Genomic DNA, 19087 nt, shown 5'->3' with positions numbered 1-19087 from the left:
GTTTTGATATTTATAGCTGTTCCATAAACAAGCAGTGTAGTGATTAAGATAATTAGTGATCAGGGTGATACGGCCGAAAACCATAGCGTAATATTTGAAGGGGTTACCATTGAAACCCTTTCTGAAGCTATTATTGCACAGCATGCACCCGCCGATATTTACACTGATGGCAAAGCTTATCAATATGTAATGCCTGTTAAACTGGGGATTGGTTATGGTGTTTTCATCAAACAATACAGCACTTTCGCCTTCCCGCATGTAACCGTTTCTCAGCAGGATGGCTTTATATCGCTCTCCTGTGCCTGCCATGCAGAAGAGGGCCGCTTATGCGAGCACCAGGCTTTGGTATTGAATGCTATAGTTAAGCGTGATGAGCTTCGCATATTTTTTGACGAAAAATACCGGCGCGAAAAACTCCAGAAATTTGCAGCTGATTACGGCCTGCAGCACGAACCGGATCTGGATAGTTTTTTTAAAATCGAATTCGACAATAAAAAACTTGTTATTGCACCAAGGCAATCGTCATTAATGCCGGTTACACGAGAGAGCCTGCATGCTTTAAATGAATTGATCACACCAGTTGCAGAACCTTTTATTTTACCCACAGCAGAGGAAGGCAAAAAGGTTTTTTTAGTGTTAAAAGAGCATAAATATTATAAGTACCTATTTATAGAATTATACGAAGCCCAAACTACTAAAGAAGGGAAGATTAAGAACCCTACAACCCCAATATCGCCACTTGATTTTGTCTGGAAAACGGAGGACACCCAGCAAATGAAGTTTTATACTGGGATTAGTAAGTTTCAAAACCACCTTAATGCAAAAAAATCAGAGGCCGACCTAATTGCTTTGAGGGCCATAGTTAAAAACCCATTAGGGTATGAATTTTATAGGCACTGGCCCGCAATGTCTGATAAGATAACTTCGGCTTCTGTTGATCGGATAAGAGTACAGGTTTTGCCCCATGATGGCCTTAAGTTAACAGTTACCCAACAAGATCAATTTTTTGAGGTGTCGGGGGGCATTAATATCGAGGGAAAAGTTTTTAGGCCCAAAGACTTTGCTGTGGTATACACCTATTTTATAGATACAATTCTGGGTAACCTTTACCTGGTGGACAACCTGCAGGTGCTAAACATTATCGAATTACTAAAAAAGAGACCGGGTAACCTGCTGATCCACGCCAGTAAATTCAATGAGTTTAAATCACTTTGGCTGAGTAAGCTGGAAGATAAAATTACCGTCGACTACCAGTACATTAAACCGGCCACCCCTGCGCAGTTGAAACAGCAGAGGTTTTACGAGGATACAGAGAAGATCATCTACCTGTCGGATTTTGGCAACCATGTGATGATTATCCCTGTAATGCGTTATGGTGAAATGGAGATCTCTACCCGCACCCGCAGGCTTATTTATGCGGTGGATGAAAAAGGGAAAGAGTTTGTAGTGCCACGCAAAGATTATGAAGAGGCCGATTTTACAGCCCTGCTTACCCGGCAGCATCCTTATTTTGCCGAGCAGCTGGATAACGATCTGCATTATTTCTACCTCCACAAAAAATATTTCCTGGACGAAGAATGGTTTTTAAATGTGTTTGAAGACTGGCAGCGCCACGATATTACCGTACTAGGCTTTAATGAACTGGAAGGTAACAAGCTTAACCCCAATAAGGTAAAGATCACTATTAAAATATTGAGCGGCATCAACTGGTTTAATGCCCTGGTTGATGTACGTTTCGGTAAAAAGAAAGCTTTGCTTAAACATGTACACAAAGCAGTTAAAAACAAGAGCCGCTATGTACAGTTGGATGATGGCAGCCTGGGTATTATCCCGGCAGAATGGCTGGACAAATTTGCCGATTACTTTAGTTCGGGCGAAATTGCTGATGACGATACAATTCAAATCCCAAAAGTAAACTTTGCAACCATTGAGGAGTTGTACGATGAGGAAATGCTGGACGAAGGTGTAAAGCAGGAGCTCAATACTTATCGTAAAAGAGTAAATGGCTTTGATAGCATTAAAGAAGTACAGGTACCTGCAGAGTTAAATGCAACGCTTCGTCACTACCAGCAAGCGGGATTAAACTGGCTTAACTTTTTAGATGAGTTTAATTTTGGCGGGGTATTAGCCGATGATATGGGCTTGGGCAAATCGATCCAGATCATTGCTTTTATTTTATCGCAGCGCGAGCGGGTAAAGCAAAACACCAATTTGCTTGTGGTGCCAACTTCGCTCATATTTAACTGGCAGCAGGAGGTAGCTAAATTTGCGCCAACCATCCGCATCCATACCATTTATGGTGCAGATAGGGTTAAGAGCACCAAAGGGTTCGACCAATACGAGATCATCCTAACCTCGTACGGTACGCTGTTATCAGATATTAATTTCATTAAAGATTATGAGTTTAACTACGTTTTCTTAGATGAGTCGCAGAATATCAAGAACCCGGAATCGCAACGGTATAAATCTGTTCGATTGCTGAAATCGCGTAACAAGATTGCCATTACGGGTACACCGATCGAGAATAATACCTTCGATCTATATGGCCAGCTCTCTTTTGCCTGCCCGGGATTGCTGGGGAGCAAGCAGTATTTCAAAGAGATTTATGCCATACCGATTGATCAGTTTAAGTACAGCAAGCGGGCTATTGAATTGCAGAACAAGATTCGTCCGTTTATTCTGCGCCGCACCAAGCAACAGGTTGCTACCGAACTACCCGAGAAAACCGAAATGGTATTGCACTGTGAAATGAAAGCCGAGCAGCGGAATATTTATGATGCGTATGAACGTGAGTTCCGCGATTATATTTCGGCAACCAATAACGATCAGCTAAAAAAGAGTTCGATTAATGTGCTGAAGGGTTTAACCAAATTACGGCAGATCTGCGATTCACCATTGTTGTTAAATGGGGATAAGTTGCCGGGTAACCAGTCAGCCAAAATTGATACCTTGATTGAGCAGATCGAGAGTAAAGAACCTCAGCATAAAATACTGGTGTTCTCGCAATTCGTAGGCATGCTCGATTTGATCAGGAAAGAACTACAGGGCAGGGGGATAGGCCATACTTACCTAACCGGCCAAACCCGTAACCGCGAAGCCGCGGTTAATGAGTTTCAAAACAATCCCGATGTCCGCGTATTCCTCATCAGCCTCAAAGCAGGGGGAACCGGACTCAACCTTACCGAGGCCGACTATGTTTACCTCGTTGATCCCTGGTGGAACCCGGCTGTTGAGAACCAGGCCATTGACCGCTGTCACCGTATAGGCCAAACCAAGCACATTGTTGCTATCCGGCTAATTTGTCCGGGTACGGTCGAAGAAAAGATCATGATACTACAGCAATCTAAAAAAGACCTGGCGAATGATCTGATCCGTACCGATGGTTCATTTGTTAAATCGCTCAATAAAGATGATTTGTTGAACCTGATTAGTTAAACTATAATCCTGAGTAATAATCGTATCCCAACTCGGCCCAGTAATCGCGCGGGCGTTTGTCGCTGAAGCTGATGGTGCCTATACGTTTCAGGTTTTTGATGCCATATTTTACCGGGATAATTAACCGCAGGGGCGCACCATGTTCAAGACTGATAGGCTGGTCGTTCATCTCATAAGCCAGGATGGTTTGAGGGTGCAGGGCGCTTTCACGGTCTAACCCGATGTAGTATTCGCCATTAGGGGTCTCCATGCCTATATATTGTTTTTTGGCAAGCTCGGTCAGCTTAAAATGCTCGACGAAATCTACAAAACGTAATCCCGCCCAATGCTGGATCTGGTCCCAGCCTTCCACACATTTAAAATCATAAATGATCTCTGTTTTGGGCAACGCTTTAATTTCGTCAATACTTATTTTGAGCGCCTGGTTAAGGCCTGTTATTACATTCAACTGCCATAAATCTGGTTTAAAGCCTTCATCGTTAATACCCACATCGCTGTTTACCCTTATTTGCTTAACAGCCATTGATTTAGGATAGGTTTTTACCTCGTGGTTATTGCTAAAGAAGTTTCGGAAAAATAGCTCTGTTTTATTCAATGCCCTTCGTAAAGGTTTATGCGCTCCGCCTGTAATTTCTGTTTTTTCCAGGGGAGAATTGTAGAGCCATTTCCAGCCACCTACAGCCGTACTGCCTGCAACAAAAAAGGTAGCGAATGATATAAAGTTACGCCGGTTAATCTTCTGATCAACAGTAAGCTCTTTTTTTACCTTCTTATTTTTTAGGTTCATGGCGGGGTTGGAGTTGAATGATTTTTGTTGGAGGGAGCGCTTTACCGGCTACAATGATTTTCGGTTTCTCTTCTACAACCTCAAAGCCAGAAATTACCGAGCGGAAGTTGTTCCATCCAGCCAAAATAACCTGGACAATGTGGACGATAAAGAAAAATACATAGCCAAGCGTTAAAACAAAATGTATAATCCGGGCTAAATGATAACCGCCGCAAAGCCAGCATAACCAGTAAAATTGCACGGGTTTATAAATAGCCAGTCCGGTAATTACAGAACCCAAGCCCATTACAATAATAGCAGTATAAGCAATGCGCTGGGCTGCATTATACTTGTTTTGTGGCGGTGCCATTTTGCGGATGTGCAAATCGTGTAGTATCACCAGCCAAGCTTCTTTAAATGATTTACGTTGCGGCACCAGCTCACGCCACTCGCCGGATATGATGGTATAGAGAATATAAAAGAAACCATTCAGCGTAAAGAACCACATAAACAGGAAGTGAAAGGCCATCCCTTCTGAAAGGCGGTGGGGGATGTGCAAGGCATTGTAAAACCAATCAGGGAAAAAGCGGAAGAAGGTATGCCCAAACAACCTGATGGTGTAAACATCATTTGCCCAATAGATCAACATCCCGCTCCAGATCATAATGCCGAGGATGGGGAAGTTGATCCAATGCGTCCACCGCATTACCAGCGGATGTTTTTCCTTAATTATTTTGATGGTTTTCATGCTTATGGCAATTGATTGATGGCATTTAATTCAGTCCGGCTGGCAGCCAGAATTTCGCCGTTTGACTCATTTTGCAGGAAACCTATCAACTCCAGATCTTTTGTATTTAAACCTTGCGGAATAATAATACTGCTATTGCCATCTGCCTTACCATTTATGTTGATGTTTTGCAACCCGCGAACAATTTGTACGTGCGATAACGTTCGGCCGCTATTTTCTCCACTTTTAACCTGGCTTCGGGCGGCTTTTTCAACTAAAGCTAAAACCAGCGAAGTATTATTAGATGTAGCCTGGGTGTGGTATTGAAGCGCAACGTTGTTGTTAGCCAATTTAATATTGCTAAAGTTTAAAGTATTTGGTGACGAATTTTGCAGACTGTTTTTAATGGCGTTACGCAAAGTGTTCTCTTCCGAACCTATAAATTCTTTTTTGCCATTCACCACAATCTGCGGGGTGTATACCGAACCCGATTTTAACCATTCGGAATATTGCCCCTGCCGCTTCGAATACTCGGCATTGCTGAATACATCTTTCCAGCCCAAACGGTTCCAGTAATCAACATGATAAGCGAGAATATAAATGGGTTGACCTGCGCTTTCTTTCTGGATGCGCGATACCAGTTCATCGGCAGGCGGGCAGCTCGAGCAACCTTCAGAGGTAAATAATTCTACTACGGCAAAACCTTTGTCGCCGAGGTTGCTGTGTACTTTATGTATATGGCCGGTAATTGCTTTGCTGATCATCCCTGCTGATACCAGGAATACTACGAGAATGGCTATTTTCAATATTTTCATGACGTGTCGAATTTGATTCTTGATGGCTTAGTCGGAGAGAAAAGAAAATCCTTACAAAAAAAATGAAAAAAGATTGTAAGGAAACCAAAGCCTCTACGACTAAGTATATATAATGAATAATAATACCCCTATGTACATATCAACCGGTAAAGCATTACCTTCATTTAAACATACGTTATTTTATGCCGGCAAGTAACCAAGCAGTATCAAATTTATCAGATGCGCAGCCAAATATCGATCCGCATAAATGGGTAGCCGCGCATGCCGATTACCTTTACAGCTATGCCCTCACCCGCATTAACGATGAAGAGCAAGCCCGCGATCTGGTGCAGGAAACCTTTTTGGCTGCGCTGGAAAAGGTAAAACAGTTTGAAGGCCGTAGTTCTGAACGTACCTGGCTCACTGCTATTCTAAAAAATAAGGTGATTGATGTGTACCGTAAAAAATCATCGGCTTTTGCCAAACGGACAGATATTACCGAAGCGGAGCACGATCAGGAAGATTTTTTTGACCCCACAGATGGTCATTGGAACCCCACGCACTGGCCCATGCCATTTGGGATAGAAACATACGATCCGCTGATGACCAAGGAATTTAACAACATACTGCAAAAGTGCATGCAGAAATTGCCTGCGCTATGGCTGTCGGTGTTCACCATGAAACATATAGATGAGGAAAGTACTTCCACTATTTGCAGCGAATTGAAGGTGAGCGATTCAAATTTCTGGGTAATTATCCATCGTACAAAATTAAACCTGAGGTCGTGCCTGCAGAAAAACTGGATTTAAAAGCATATTGAGAGATGAGTGAGCTTAAAAAGATAGCCTATAATTGCCGTAAAGCAACCTTTTTGATTGAGAAAAAACAGATCGATAGTTTAACCCTGCGCGAAAAACTGGAACTGAAAATCCATTTGGCGGGCTGCTCGGTATGCCGTACGTTTCAGCAGCAAAGTATAGTGATCAATAAAATGGTGCACGATCTTTTACATTCGACACAAAACCGTGAAATTACACTTGATAAAGAGTTTAAGGACGAATTGCAGAACCGTATTGAAGAAGAACTGAATAAAAAGTAAAAAAGATTGTAAGGTATGGTTATCACCTGCGACTAAGCGGGAAACACAAACGTTAAAATAACCACACAAATGAAAACTAACAATTTTAAATCGGGCATCGTTGCCGCTGCTATCATCGCTTGTTTCGCTGTTACCACCCAGGTTAAAGCTGCAAACATTACTTTAAAAGCCGATACTTCTAAAATGGCCAAGAAATCAGATAAAATGTCTGGTGGAAAGATGTCTTCGGATAAGATGTCAAAAGGCAGAATGTCCTCAGATAAAATGTCTGGCAGCAAAATGTCTTCAGACAAAATGTCGAAAGACAAGATGTCTAAAAGCAAAATGAAAAAGGATACTACTAAAGGCAAAATGTAAGTTTTGCTTTAATTATTTGGGTTTAGAAGAGGGGGATATTCCCCTCTTCTTTTTTAAATCAAAATCAATATGAAGAAATTAATACTCATAATACTTGGCCTGATACTGCAACTCAGTGTAATGGCACAAAGCGGCCTTAAAGCCGGAGATAAAGCGCCTGAATTTACTGCGAAAGATAATAATGGTAAAATAGTAGACCTGAAAGCATTGTTGAAAACACACCAATCTGTAGTGTTATTCTTTTACCGTGGCCAGTGGTGCCCTTACTGTAGCAAACACATCCAGCAATTACAGGATAGCTTACAAATGCTGACAGGCAAAGGAGCTTACGTAGTAGGCGTAACGCCGGAAACCGGTGAGAACATCAATAAAACCATCGAAAAAACGCACGCCTCGTTCTCGATGGTGCAGGATAAAGATTATAGTATTATGAAGGCTTATGATGTAAACTATGTGATGGACCCAGCGATGGTGGCCAAGTACAAGACTTACGGTGTAGACTTAGATAAAAACAATGGCAACACAGACCACGTGCTGCCTGTGCCGGCAACTTATATTATCGATAAGTCGGGCAAAATTAAGTATGTACAGTTTGATAAAGATTACCGCAAACGGCCGTCGGTAGCAACCATACTTAGCGAGTTATAATAAGAGGTGTTAGCTTAGGGGCGGCGTTGTGAACCGCCCCTTTATTATATTATTCGGCGGCCTTTTTCAAGGCGGCAACATCAAGTTTCACCATCTTCATCATGGCTTGCATAACCCTGTTGGCTTTTTCGCGGTCGGGGTTGCCCATTAGCTCGCCTAAAATCTCGGGCACAACCTGCCATGAGAGGCCGAATTTGTCCTGCAGCCATCCACATTGCGATTCGCGGCCACCATTGGCTAACAGGCTGTCCCAGTAATAATCTACTTCTTCCTGGGTTTTACATTTGATGAATAACGATACTGCTGGGTTGAACTGAAATTCAGAACCCCAGTTCAGGGTCATCAGTTCCTGGCCTTCAATTACTATGATGGCAATAAATGTTTTGCCATTATTGGTGTCCCTGCTTTTAATCTCGAAGTTTTTAAATACCGAAGCATAAAACTCAAGCGCTTCATCAAGCGTGTCGTTAAACCAAAAAAATGGCGTGATCTTATTTGTTGGTTGCATAATATTTGATTAACTGGTTTATACAAACTTACTATTGCAAACGGATATAAGCCGGGGGCAAAGCCGACATTGTAAAGGGTTGATTGCGACAAACAGCTGCGATTGTGAACCCAAAGTCATTTGTGAGATATTGACAAACCATACAACAGCTAAACTTTACTTTTGATTGTTATCACAGACCAAATAGTGTGGTAACAATATACAAATGGCTACGAAACAACTAAAAGACCTTAAATATTCGGTGCTCGACTTGGCTACCGTAGTACAAGGGCAAACACCAGCAGATAGTTTTAAACACAGTTTAGATTTAGCACAGCACGCCGAGCAATGGGGATACAACCGTTATTGGTTTGCCGAGCACCATAATATGTTTAATGTGGCTAGTAGTGCCACGTCGGTATTAATAGGCTACATAGCCCAGGGCACCAAGACCATCAGGGTAGGTTCGGGTGGTATTATGTTGCCTAACCATTCGCCTTTGGTGGTGGCCGAGCAGTTTGGTACACTGGCTTCATTGTATCCTGGCCGTATTGATCTGGGTTTGGGCCGAGCGCCGGGTACAGATCAGATAACCGCTATGGCCATCCGTGGCGAAAACTTTAATGCTGCACATAATTTCCCGAGGGATGTAGAGAAACTGCAGAATTTCTTTTCTGCTGATAATGTAAATAGCAAGGTCCGTGCTATCCCAGGGGAGGGTTTGGATATCCCGATCTGGATCTTAGGCTCAAGTCCTGATAGTGCACGTTTGGCCGCTGCAATGGGTTTACCTTATGCCTTTGCCAGTCACTTTGCACCGGCTCATTTTATGACGGCAATTAAGCTGTACCGCGATAACTTTGTACCATCAGAATACCTGAAAGAACCTTATGTGCTTGCATGCGTAAACGTGGTTGCGGCAGACACCGATAAGGAAGCTATCCGTTTAGCCACATCTGTGCAGCAATTTTTTATTGGTGTAGTAACCGGCAAACGCCAGCTTTTACCACCACCGATTGATACCATGGACGGCGTTTGGAACTACTTTGAACAGGAAGCAGCCGAGCAAATGCTGGCTTACTCTTTCTTCGGCAGCCCGGAAACTATTAAGGCTGATTTGCAATCATTTTTAGATCAGACAGGGGTTGATGAGGTAATGGCAACTTCGCATATCTTCAATCATGCGGCAAGGCTGCATTCTTATGAGTTGTTTGCGGAGATATTGAAGTAAGGATTGTTGGAGAAAGGACAAAAGACAAAGGACTGATAGCCTCCAGCCGTTATCCCGTCCCGATAACTATCGGGATTGTTTCGGGAACCCACATGCTAAGTATGCGGCATACCTGTCCTGTGGGGTGCTGATCCCAACGATAGTCGGGACAGCATGATGTGCCGTTAGATCAGGGGGTATTTTAGTGTTGTAACAAAGTGGACCGTTCCACATCTTCCACCTGTTCCATGTTACAGACTTAAATGTCATAAAATTCGACAAAAAATAGATATAATTATTTGTTAATCAATTAACTATGTCTGTTTTTTGATTGATACCCATGTTCCACTTTTCGTACTTTTAGGTAGACACCGGTTCATCCTTTACCCCTTTAATTAGCAGCCATAAGCAAATGCAAAGTTCGCCTAAGCTGGCCGGTAAGGTGATGTAATTTTCAATATGGGTTTCGTTGTAATGTGAGAAGAAAAAACTTCCGGCGAAGTTTGCCAGGTAACCAAAACAGCCAATCATTAGCAATATTCCTAAAGCCTTTGGCAAAAAAAAGATTTGAATACGAGATAGCCGAGAGGGAATAGCCATAATCCCCAAAATACCTGGCCCATTATCCCGCTTTCCGTGGTTTCCTGATTGACAGAATTTTGAAAAAAATGTTACATGTGGTTTGATAACAGCGTGTTGCAGTATTAGTAACCGTTTAATATATTGCATCTATATTAGCCCATGCTTTCAGATATAAAATCAAATCTCATCCCTTGAAGCAAATGAATATTGAAAAGCCTGTAAAAAAGAAATGGCTGAAGCCGGAAGTAGAAATTATTAGTGTTAAAGGTGGTTTTTTTCCGGGTAATTTTGAGGGCACAAATACATTTACTGTTACCGGTCACGTTGTAAAGAATACGTATCATAGTTAATAAACTCCTCCTAAGCATTATTAACGAGAGTAATAGAAATCCTAAGAAGAAAAGGGTATTATGATTCAACATAATGCCCTTTTCTTATCTCCGCCCGTCATCCCTAACTTGTTTCGGGATCCCACATGCTAATCACGCACATGCCAGTCCCATGAGGTGCTGAAACAAGTTCAGCATGACGTGCGGATTTTTATTTCGCTGTTTCTTTTCTCACCACCGGCGCTACCTTTGTTCCATACAATTCAATCGCTTTCAAAATCTTATCGTGCGGTGTATGGCCGGTTACCAGTTGCGCCACAAAGCGGGTGTTGCCGAATAGCTCATATTGCTTCATAATTTTATCAATAGCCAGTTGCGCATCGCCAACTACCAATGGGCCATCACTACGCAGGTATTCAAATTGCGGCCTGCTCATCGGCGACCAGCCCCTGTCTTTCCCGACCCGGTTCATTAGGGCTTCATAAGATGGATAAAACTCGTCTGCTGCTTGTTTAGCATTTTCGGCCATATAGAACTGTGAACTGATGGCCAATTGCAGCTTGCTCACATCGTGGCCGGCCTTGGCGGCCGATTCGCGGTACAAGTCAACAAAAGGCACAAATTGCTCGGGCGCACTGCCCAGTATGGCAATAATTAGCGGCAGGTTTAATTTACCTGCACGTACAGCAGATGCCGGCGTACCACCAACGCCCAACCAAACAGGAATTGATTCCTGGATAGGGCGGGGGTAAATGCCCTGGTTCTGGATAGGTGCACGGAATTTTCCTTTCCAAGAAATCACTTCCTGCTTGTTGATCTGCAGAAACATCTCCAGTTTCTCGGTAAACAACTCATCATAATCATTTAAATCATAACCAAACAGGGGGAATGATTCGATGAACGAACCACGGCCTGCAATCATTTCGGCACGGCCGTTCGAGAGCAAATCAACCGTGGCAAAGTTTTGAAACGTGCGCACCGGGTCGGCCGAACTTAATACGGTAACAGAACTCGATAATTTGATGTTTTTGGTAACAGCCGCTGCGGCAGCCATAAATATTTCGGGGGCCGATACTACAAAGTCGGGGCGGTGGTGTTCGCCAAAGGCAAAAACATCCAACCCAACTTCATCGGCCAGTTTAACTTCTTCTAATAATTCCTGTACACGCTTGTTGGCGTTTACAGCTTTGCCGGCTACACCATCAGGGTGTACCTCTCCAAATGTGCTGATCCCTAATTCCATAAGGTAATTTTATTAGATACAAATTTAAGAAATAAATTATAAATAGATGTTGTAACATGTATTTATCCGTGAGATATTACATACCAACCATAATTCGTATCATTTCAATTACAGAACCGAAGCATAACCCAAATTAAAGTTAAGTTAACATTGAAAAAATAGCTTTGCGGGCATACTTATTGAAAAAACTGACCCAATCAAATGTTAGATTCACGGAGAGATTTCCTCAAAAAAGCAGCCTTGCTTTCGGGCGCTGCTGCAGTTACCAGCGCCTTGCCGCCGGTTATACAAAAAGCGCTGGCTATTAACCCAGAGCCGGGTAGTACCTTTTACGATGCCGAACATATTGTATTCCTGATGCAGGAAAACCGCTCGTTCGATCACCAGTTAGGAAACTTGCAGGGCGTACGTGGTTATAATGATCCCCGTGCTATTAATCTGCCTAATAAAAACAAAGTCTGGCTGCAAACCAATAAAAACGGCGACACATACGGGCCATTCCACCTGGATGTAAAGGATACCAAAATTGCCTGGATGGGTTCGCTGCCTCACGGCTTTAGCGACCAGACTGATGCCATGAACAACGGTAAATACGACAGGTGGCTGGATGTAAAAAAGGCCCGTAACAAGAACTATGCAGATATGCCGCTGACGATGGGCTACTGCGACCGTTCTGATTTTCCATTCTATTATTCGCTGGCTGATGCTTTTACCGTATGCGACCAGAACTTTTGCTCGAGTATAACTGGTACGCATCCCAACCGCTATTACTGGATGACGGGTACCGTGCGCGAAGCTAACAAACCAGAAGGTATTGCGCATTTATGGAACATCGACAATTATAACTATCCTGAACTGAACTGGACTACCTTCCCCGAAAAACTGCAGGAGCACGATGTAACCTGGAAAGTTTACCAAAATGAACTAACCATGGGGCAGGATTTAAAACAGGAGCAGGAAGCCTGGTTAAGCAACTTCGGCACAAACGTGTTGGAGTACTTTAAACAATATAATGTGCGTATGCATGCGGGCGGTATTGCAGGCTTACAATCTAAAAAAGAGAATACACTACAACAAATTGCCGATCTGGAAAAACAACCGCAAGAGGGTAGAACCGTAACCCGCTTAGCGGCCGCAAAAAAGCTGCTGGCCAATATCGAAGCTGCACAGGCAAAATATACACAGGAGAATTTCGACAACCTGCCTAAACATCAACAGGAGCTGAACAACAAAGCATTCTCTACCAATACAAATGATCCTGATTACCACGAACTGGTATCATTAGAATATGATGATAACGGTACTGCGCGTAAATTGAATGTACCTAAAGGCGATATATTCCACCAGTTTAGGGAGGATGTAAAGAACGGTACTTTGCCAACTGTATCATGGCTGATGCCCCCGGCTCATTTCTCTGATCACCCGGGCGAGCCCTGGTTTGGCCCGTGGTATGTTAGTGAGGCAATGGAGATCTTACTGCAAAACCCGGAGGTATGGAAGAAAACCGTTTTTGTGATCACTTATGATGAGAATGATGGTTATTTCGACCACATGCCGCCTTATGTTGTACCAAATCCTTACAAAGAGCACACAGGTAAAGTATCAGCAGGTATCGACCCTAAACTGGATTTCGTAACCCGGGAGCAGCAAACTAACCCATCAGCACAGGAATCAAACCTGCGTGAAGGACCGGTAGGTTTGGGTTATCGTGTGCCGATGATCATTGCTTCGCCGTGGACACGTGGTGGTTATGTATGTTCTGAAGTATTTGATCATACCTCATCTATCCAGTTTGTTGAAACGTTTTTGGAAAAAAAATACAACAAGAACGTTAAGTTAGAAAACGTTACCCAATGGCGCCGTACCATTTGCGGCGATTTAACTTCGGCTTTCCGCCCATATCATGGCGAAAAAATAGATGGCCCGGTATTTTTAGAGAAGAAGCAGTTTATAGAAGGCATTCACCAGGCGCAGTTTAAGCAGGCACCATCAAACTACCGCAAATTATCTGCCGATGAAATAGCACAGATCAATACCGATCATAGCCAGTCGCCATATTTCCCTAAACAGGAAAAAGGGATTAAACCGGCTTGTGCTTTGCCTTATGAATTACATGTGAATGGCAATTTCAATAAAGACAAAAAAGCTTACGAAATAGCCTTTACTGCCGGTAATAAAGTATTTGGTAATAAGGCTTCGGGTTCGCCTTTCAGGGTTTATGCAGCTAACCCATATCAGCACGATGAGTTACGTGCCTGGGATTACAGCGCTGCCGCAGGTGATACCTTGAAAGATGAATGGCAGATAGGTGATTTTGAGAATGACGCTTATCACCTTAAAGTTTATGGCCCTAATGGTTTTTACCGTGAGTTTGCCGGTAACAAAAGCAATCCGTTGGTTAAAATTAGCTGCGAGTACGAGGCTGGTAAAATAAACGCTGCAAAGCTGACCGGTAACGTAGTGATAAATATTACTAACCTCGATACTAAGGCACATACATTTAACATCAACGATAATAGCTATAAAGCAGCAGGCCATAGCCAGGTAGTAGCCGCAGGTGGTACAACCAAATTGGTATTGGATTTATCTAAGAATTACAGCTGGTATGATTTCAGCGTGAAACTGAAAGGTTATGAAGCCTTTGAAGAGCGTTTTGCAGGCCGTGTTGAAACCGGTATGCCAACCAAAACCGACCCGTTAATGGGCGGCCTTGTTTAATTTGATGATCACATTAATAAATAGAAATGAGTAACAGTCGCCGCACGTTTATTAAAACAGGCATAACAGCCGGTATAGCCGGTATTAGTTTATTGCCTGCCATCAATACCTTCGCTAGTGAATATAAACCGGCCAAAGCAGCCGGTAAGTTTAAGTTGCGTTTTGCATTAGTATCAGACGGGCATTATGCACAGCCGGATACCGATTCGGATACCTTTTACCACAACATGATAGGTTGGATGAATAAAGAGAACCAGGATAACCACCTCGATTTTGTAATTGTTAATGGAGACCTGGTACACAACCGCCCCGATCTGTTACCAAAAGTAAAAACAACTTACCTGGATAAACTGGCTGTACAGTATTATACCATCCCCGGTAACCATGACTGGGCCGATGGCAAGATTTGGAAAAACGTATTCGGCTACGAAGATAAGTACACTGCTGAGCATGGCGACATAGGCCTGGTATTTGCCAACACCGCCAACACCAAAGGCGAATATGTAAGCCCGGATAACGCGTTCTTAAAAGCATCGTTCGAGAAGTTTAAGAGTAAGGCCATTGTATTTACCATATTGCACATAGCGCCGCATCAATGGGTACCTGAAGATAAAACTACCTTTGTAGAATGCCCGGAAACACTTGAATTACTGCATGGCTATCCTAATATTAAAGCCGCTTTCCACGGCCACGATCATAACCTGGATGGTATCAGGTATACCGGTGATAAGAAATTTCCGCATCTGTTCGATTCGCACTTCGGCGGTAACTGGGGAACCGAATACAAAGGTTACCGCATTGTTGAAGTAGGAGAGGACAACCAAATCTCTACCTATCAGGTTAACGCCAGCCAAAACCCTAAGCTGAACGCTAATAAGCTGATGTAAGAAAAAGGAAAAGCGGCCTGCATAAACATGCAGGCCGCTTTTCCTTTTTCTATAAAAGCTAAACCTGGCCAGATTTTATATAAATCTAATCAGCAGTTATGTTATTTCCAGTCTGTTTTTAACAAAAACTGCTTTAACCCAAGTCGAAAAATCTCAGCTTGTTCGTCAAAAGCCACATGGCCTGCAAAAGGTATATTAAACAGCGCCGCATTCTTTATCAGATCTGCCAGTGCCGCTAAACTTTTCCTGGCTGTAAGGTGGTCGGCATCACCTCTGGCAATCAAAACAGGCATCATCAGATCTTTGAGTGTTTCATTCAGATAACCGGTAGGTTGTTTATCCAGCCACATGGCTACGACCTTTTTAAACAGGTTTTCAAAATCAGGCGCAGGGTTATACCGTTCATAAAGTTCAACAGTTTGCGGAAATTTTTCTTTCCAGCTCGTCGCCGACATCTTTTTGAATATTTCCTCACTGCCTAAGGCATCATCCAAATGCCAGCGGGATCCTACCGTCACCAATTTATCTATGTGTATTTTACCTGCGTGTGCCATGTGATAAGCTGCGATTCCGCCATCGCTTAGGCCTAGCAAAATCACCTTATCCAATTTTAGATGTAATAATAAAGCTTCTGCCGATTCCTGGATCAGCGCATAACTCAAGCGCTCAGAGCCCAATGTAGATTTACCGTGCCCGGGGCTATCCATGCCGAGCAAGCAATAATCATCGGCCAACGCAGGCGTCAGTGATTTAAAATCTTCCACACTGCCAAAACCGCCATGCAAGAACATGATCAACGACCCCTGCCGGTTGCCCTGAAATTCGTAATAAATTTGTTTGTCGCCAAAAGTGAAATAATCACCGGAAACATGGTCAAATATTTTCATAGTAAAAGATGTAAGGTCTAATAAAATACCCACACCCTTTAATTTGTTTGCTTTATGTTAAGGTTTACAGTCAATTATCAAACCAGAAGCCATTCTGATTTCAACCCGCATGCTCCTTAAGAGTGTCCGGCTTTCTTTTAACTTCTAAAAAATTAAATCTTACAGGGTGAGGCATCCTAATAGGTAAGGAATTTTTGCTCATACAATGTGGACAGTGCAATGCCAATAATTTGAATCAGTGAGCTGTTTAAAGTCAATGCCCGTTAAAGCAAAAAGCCCTCTCAAATTGTTTTGAAAGGGCTTTTTATTTTGATGTCGCTTTAAGTCGGGATGGCAGGATTCGAACCTGCGGCCTCCACATCCCAAATGTGGCGCGATACCGGGCTACGCTACATCCCGAAATGGAATGCAAAGGTAAGCTTATAAATTACTTTTACAAAGTTTTTTTCAAAAAAAATAGAATAGATGATGTACTTATAAAAGGGGGTTAAAACACCCTCTTTTTATAGGTGTTTTAACATTGGTGGTAAAATAGTATTGTGGTTAATTGCAGCCATTATTAATAACTTTAGTGTAATGACGGGGTGTTTTTATTAATGAATAAAAATATTTGTTAAGTTTTGATAAACAATTATCAAAATTTAACATTTAGTTATTATAAATGCTTTGTTCTTTATTTAGAAATTGAGACAAGATGTGAGGCAACTAAAAAAATATTGGTTGTTTTAAAAAAAGAATTATCGGCACAATGTATCAGCTTGTCAAAAGCTTACGTACTTATATGAAAGTAAATATTGGGTCGGCGCATCGTGTAAACTAATTGTTAAGGTTTTTAAAAAGCGGGATTTCTAATATTTTATCTTAAATTTGAAAAAAAAATTATTTTTTTTGATTAACCTATATCTATCTACTTAATGTTTCAATCAATAAACATAGTTCCGCGTTGGATCATATTTTCCCTTGATATGATCATTTGCATGTTCTCTCTTGGGTTTGCTTACTTTATCAGATATAACTTTGATATCTATACTATTGATACCGCAGCATTCAGCAGAAACCTTCTAATATTTTCTATTATAAACTGTATTGTATTTCTGAGCGTAAAGACCTATGCCGGTATTATCCGCTATACGAGTCTTCAGGATGCACATCGTATTGTACTGTCAATCGGCATAAGCAATTTTGCATTTTTTATGACCAATATGGTGCTAATGGCCTATAGTTTTAAAGCTGCAATTTCTAATGAGGTATTGGTTATAAACTGCTTATGCAGCTTTGTAATGCTGGTAAGTTACCGTGTACTGATTAAGTATTTCTTTTTATATATCAAGAATTTAAATATCGATAAACGCCATGTAATTATTTACGGTGCCGGTGAGGTGGGTATGGCTGCAAAAAGAACGCTGGACCATGATGGAGCAGTTAATATGACTGTTATTGCGTTTTTGGATGATGATGTTAGGAAAGAAGGCAAAATTATAGAAGGGATTAAAATTTGCCCTGTAGCATCTTTCGAAAAATTTATCAACGTACATGAAAAAATCGATGATCTTATTATCGCTATAAACGGGTTGAACCCCGAACGGAAGAATAAGATTGTTGACATTTGCTTAAAACATAATATCAGGGTTTTAACATTACCACCGGTTTCAAACTGGATAAACGGTCATATTAATACCAACCAGATACAGCAGATAAAAATTGAAAACCTGTTAGAGCGCGAGCCAATAGAAATCCATAACGATAAAATAGCCGAACAACTAAAAGGTAAAAGAATTGTGGTTACCGGTGCAGCCGGCTCTATCGGGAGTGAGATTGTGCGCCAGCTTATTAACTTTGGCCCGCAAATGATTATCCTGAGCGACCAGGCCGAATCTCCATTGCACGAATTACAGTTAGAGCTTGAAGAGTGCTGCGAAGATCAAATCATCCATTCATTTATTGGTGATGTGCGCGATAAAGGCCGGATGGAGCTGTTGTTCAAAACATTCCAGCCACATTATGTATACCATGCAGCAGCCTACAAGCATGTGCCTTTGATGGAACATAATCCTTCAGAAGCCATTCGCACAAATATATTGGGTACTAAAATTATGGCTAATCTTTCTGTTCAATATGGTGTGCAGAAATTTGTGATGGTATCAACAGATAAAGCGGTAAACCCAACTAATATCATGGGTGCATCGAAACGTATTGCCGAAATTTATGTACAGGCGTTATATAATTCGTTTTCAGAACATAATATTATCTATGAAAACGGCCTGAGCCATCTTAACTACAATAGAAGAAAAGAGCTTACCAAATTTATCACAACCCGCTTTGGCAATGTGCTGGGCTCAAATGGCTCTGTAATACCAAGGTTTAAGGCACAGATTGAAAAGGGCGGCCCAATAACCGTAACCCACCCCGAGATTACACGTTATTTTATGACCATACCAGAAGCTTGCCGCTTAGTTTTGGAGGCAGGATCGATGGGTAACGGGGGCGAGATCTTCATTTTCGACATGGGTAAATCTGTAAAAATTGTTGAACTGGCTAAAAAAATGATCAGGCTCTCGGGCTTGATTCCTAACCAGGATATTGCAATTGAATTTACAGGTTTAAGGCCGGGCGAAAAGCTATACGAAGAGTTGTTAAACGACCATGAAAACACGATGCCTACACACCATCATAAAATAATGGTTGCCAAGGTTAGGGAATATGCCTTCGAAAGGGTTGTTAAACAAGTTGACGACCTGATTCAAACAGCTGCTACAGGTAATACAAACAAAACAGTTTCTAAAATGAAAGAAATTGTTCCTGAATTTAAAAGCAATAATTCGGTGTTCGAATCACTGGATTTTAAGACAGAATTGGCCAGTAATTAACTGGCTATTTTTGTTTAGTGCTATCTGGCTTCTATTCAGTTTAATTATTTT

At 42.0% G+C, this 19087-nt stretch carries 17 protein-coding genes and 1 tRNA gene; 10 read left to right on the top strand and 8 right to left on the bottom strand.

Features of this window, described 5'->3' with window-relative positions; all coding sequences use genetic code 11:
• The first annotated feature begins 39 nt into the window (after positions 1-39).
• Positions 40-3435 (top strand): DEAD/DEAH box helicase, encoded by a 3396-nt coding sequence (locus PQO05_RS17795; RefSeq protein ID WP_273628781.1) that lies wholly within the window; start codon positions 40-42, stop codon positions 3433-3435.
• A gap of 1 nt (position 3436) precedes the next feature.
• Here the strand turns inward: PQO05_RS17795 and PQO05_RS17790 are convergent, their stop codons facing one another.
• From PQO05_RS17790 to PQO05_RS17780, 3 genes are read right to left on the bottom strand one after another with little or no spacing between them, the layout of a single operon-like run.
• Positions 3437-4222 carry a molybdopterin-dependent oxidoreductase gene (locus tag PQO05_RS17790; protein ID WP_273628780.1) on the bottom strand — a complete coding sequence of 262 codons (786 nt, stop codon included), beginning with the start codon at positions 4220-4222 and terminating at the stop codon, positions 3437-3439.
• The gene (locus PQO05_RS17785) at positions 4206-4949 is read right to left on the bottom strand and encodes a cytochrome b/b6 domain-containing protein (protein ID WP_273628779.1); all 744 of its coding nucleotides are present in this window, start codon (positions 4947-4949) and stop codon (positions 4206-4208) included. Before PQO05_RS17785 ends, PQO05_RS17790 begins: the two co-directional genes overlap by 17 nt.
• A 2-nt stretch (positions 4950-4951) precedes the next feature.
• The gene (locus PQO05_RS17780) at positions 4952-5743 is read right to left on the bottom strand and encodes a DUF1223 domain-containing protein (RefSeq protein WP_273628778.1); all 792 of its coding nucleotides are present in this window, start codon (positions 5741-5743) and stop codon (positions 4952-4954) included.
• A 182-nt stretch (positions 5744-5925) separates the two neighbouring features.
• Between PQO05_RS17780 and PQO05_RS17775 the strand changes: the two genes are divergently transcribed.
• The 4 genes from PQO05_RS17775 to PQO05_RS17760 all read left to right on the top strand — a co-directional run bounded on the left by PQO05_RS17775 (position 5926) and on the right by PQO05_RS17760 (position 7826).
• Complete coding sequence (locus PQO05_RS17775) at positions 5926-6531, top strand: sigma-70 family RNA polymerase sigma factor (RefSeq protein ID WP_273628777.1); 606 nt, start codon at positions 5926-5928, stop codon at positions 6529-6531.
• Positions 6532-6545: 14 nt separating this feature from the next.
• A complete protein-coding gene (locus PQO05_RS17770) occupies positions 6546-6821 on the top strand; it encodes a hypothetical protein (RefSeq protein ID WP_273628776.1) in 276 nt (91 codons plus the stop codon).
• A gap of 69 nt (positions 6822-6890) precedes the next feature.
• Positions 6891-7178 (top strand): hypothetical protein, encoded by a 288-nt coding sequence (locus PQO05_RS17765; RefSeq protein WP_273628775.1) that lies wholly within the window; start codon positions 6891-6893, stop codon positions 7176-7178.
• A gap of 69 nt (positions 7179-7247) precedes the next feature.
• Positions 7248-7826, top strand: coding sequence for a peroxiredoxin-like family protein (locus tag PQO05_RS17760; RefSeq protein WP_273628774.1), 579 nt, complete (start codon positions 7248-7250; stop codon positions 7824-7826).
• A gap of 49 nt (positions 7827-7875) precedes the next feature.
• Here the strand turns inward: PQO05_RS17760 and PQO05_RS17755 are convergent, their stop codons facing one another.
• The gene (locus tag PQO05_RS17755) at positions 7876-8334 is read right to left on the bottom strand and encodes a VOC family protein (protein WP_273628773.1); all 459 of its coding nucleotides are present in this window, start codon (positions 8332-8334) and stop codon (positions 7876-7878) included.
• Between the two features lie 205 nt (positions 8335-8539).
• Between PQO05_RS17755 and PQO05_RS17750 the strand changes: the two genes are divergently transcribed.
• On the top strand, positions 8540-9544 hold the full coding sequence (locus PQO05_RS17750) for an LLM class flavin-dependent oxidoreductase (protein WP_273628772.1): 1005 nt from the start codon (positions 8540-8542) through the stop codon (positions 9542-9544).
• A gap of 339 nt (positions 9545-9883) precedes the next feature.
• Here PQO05_RS17750 and PQO05_RS17745 read toward each other — a convergent pair whose 3' ends face one another.
• Complete coding sequence (locus tag PQO05_RS17745) at positions 9884-10123, bottom strand: DUF4386 family protein (protein WP_273633535.1); 240 nt, start codon at positions 10121-10123, stop codon at positions 9884-9886.
• Positions 10124-10305: 182 nt separating this feature from the next.
• On the opposite strand from PQO05_RS17745, the gene PQO05_RS17740 reads away from it, so the two are divergent.
• Complete coding sequence (locus tag PQO05_RS17740; RefSeq protein ID WP_273628771.1) at positions 10306-10455, top strand: hypothetical protein; 150 nt, start codon at positions 10306-10308, stop codon at positions 10453-10455.
• 190 nt (positions 10456-10645) lie between these two features.
• Here PQO05_RS17740 and PQO05_RS17735 read toward each other — a convergent pair whose 3' ends face one another.
• Positions 10646-11677, bottom strand: a complete 1032-nt coding sequence (locus tag PQO05_RS17735; protein WP_273628770.1) for an Atu2307/SP_0267 family LLM class monooxygenase — start codon at positions 11675-11677, stop codon at positions 10646-10648.
• Between the two features lie 201 nt (positions 11678-11878).
• Here PQO05_RS17735 and PQO05_RS17730 point away from each other — a divergent pair, with 201 nt between their 5' ends.
• Together PQO05_RS17730 and PQO05_RS17725 are read left to right on the top strand one after the other, a co-directional pair.
• Positions 11879-14395 (top strand): phosphocholine-specific phospholipase C, encoded by a 2517-nt coding sequence (locus PQO05_RS17730; RefSeq protein WP_273628769.1) that lies wholly within the window; start codon positions 11879-11881, stop codon positions 14393-14395.
• A 26-nt stretch (positions 14396-14421) separates the two neighbouring features.
• Positions 14422-15282, top strand: coding sequence for a metallophosphoesterase family protein (locus PQO05_RS17725; RefSeq protein ID WP_273628768.1), 861 nt, complete (start codon positions 14422-14424; stop codon positions 15280-15282).
• A 101-nt stretch (positions 15283-15383) separates the two neighbouring features.
• Here PQO05_RS17725 and PQO05_RS17720 read toward each other — a convergent pair whose 3' ends face one another.
• Both PQO05_RS17720 and PQO05_RS17715 read right to left on the bottom strand, forming a co-directional pair.
• Positions 15384-16169 carry an alpha/beta fold hydrolase gene (locus PQO05_RS17720; protein ID WP_273628767.1) on the bottom strand — a complete coding sequence of 262 codons (786 nt, stop codon included), beginning with the start codon at positions 16167-16169 and terminating at the stop codon, positions 15384-15386.
• Positions 16170-16494: 325 nt separating this feature from the next.
• Positions 16495-16568, bottom strand: a tRNA-Pro gene (locus PQO05_RS17715).
• 515 nt (positions 16569-17083) lie between these two features.
• Here PQO05_RS17715 and PQO05_RS17710 point away from each other — a divergent pair.
• On the top strand, positions 17084-19036 hold the full coding sequence (locus tag PQO05_RS17710; protein WP_273628766.1) for a polysaccharide biosynthesis protein: 1953 nt from the start codon (positions 17084-17086) through the stop codon (positions 19034-19036).
• Positions 19037-19087 lie beyond the last annotated feature (51 nt).

It is taken from the genome of Mucilaginibacter jinjuensis (assembly GCF_028596025.1).
In the GTDB taxonomy this organism is placed as follows: domain Bacteria; phylum Bacteroidota; class Bacteroidia; order Sphingobacteriales; family Sphingobacteriaceae; genus Mucilaginibacter; species Mucilaginibacter jinjuensis.
This window is presented reverse-complemented; position numbering and strand designations above follow the sequence as displayed.

Coding starts and splice junctions, on each gene's coding strand:
- PQO05_RS17790 (WP_273628780.1), bottom strand. CDS start 4,222: ATGAACCTAAAAAATAAGAAGGTAAAAAAAGAGCTTACTGTTGATCAG.
- PQO05_RS17730 (WP_273628769.1), top strand. CDS start 11,879: ATGTTAGATTCACGGAGAGATTTCCTCAAAAAAGCAGCCTTGCTTTCG.
- PQO05_RS17740 (WP_273628771.1), top strand. CDS start 10,306: ATGAATATTGAAAAGCCTGTAAAAAAGAAATGGCTGAAGCCGGAAGTA.
- PQO05_RS17735 (WP_273628770.1), bottom strand. CDS start 11,677: ATGGAATTAGGGATCAGCACATTTGGAGAGGTACACCCTGATGGTGTA.
- PQO05_RS17725 (WP_273628768.1), top strand. CDS start 14,422: ATGAGTAACAGTCGCCGCACGTTTATTAAAACAGGCATAACAGCCGGT.
- PQO05_RS17745 (WP_273633535.1), bottom strand. CDS start 10,123: ATGGCTATTCCCTCTCGGCTATCTCGTATTCAAATCTTTTTTTTGCCA.
- PQO05_RS17775 (WP_273628777.1), top strand. CDS start 5,926: ATGCCGGCAAGTAACCAAGCAGTATCAAATTTATCAGATGCGCAGCCA.
- PQO05_RS17765 (WP_273628775.1), top strand. CDS start 6,891: ATGAAAACTAACAATTTTAAATCGGGCATCGTTGCCGCTGCTATCATC.
- PQO05_RS17720 (WP_273628767.1), bottom strand. CDS start 16,169: ATGAAAATATTTGACCATGTTTCCGGTGATTATTTCACTTTTGGCGAC.
- PQO05_RS17710 (WP_273628766.1), top strand. CDS start 17,084: ATGTTTCAATCAATAAACATAGTTCCGCGTTGGATCATATTTTCCCTT.
- PQO05_RS17750 (WP_273628772.1), top strand. CDS start 8,540: ATGGCTACGAAACAACTAAAAGACCTTAAATATTCGGTGCTCGACTTG.
- PQO05_RS17785 (WP_273628779.1), bottom strand. CDS start 4,949: ATGAAAACCATCAAAATAATTAAGGAAAAACATCCGCTGGTAATGCGG.
- PQO05_RS17770 (WP_273628776.1), top strand. CDS start 6,546: ATGAGTGAGCTTAAAAAGATAGCCTATAATTGCCGTAAAGCAACCTTT.
- PQO05_RS17755 (WP_273628773.1), bottom strand. CDS start 8,334: ATGCAACCAACAAATAAGATCACGCCATTTTTTTGGTTTAACGACACG.
- PQO05_RS17780 (WP_273628778.1), bottom strand. CDS start 5,743: ATGAAAATATTGAAAATAGCCATTCTCGTAGTATTCCTGGTATCAGCA.
- PQO05_RS17760 (WP_273628774.1), top strand. CDS start 7,248: ATGAAGAAATTAATACTCATAATACTTGGCCTGATACTGCAACTCAGT.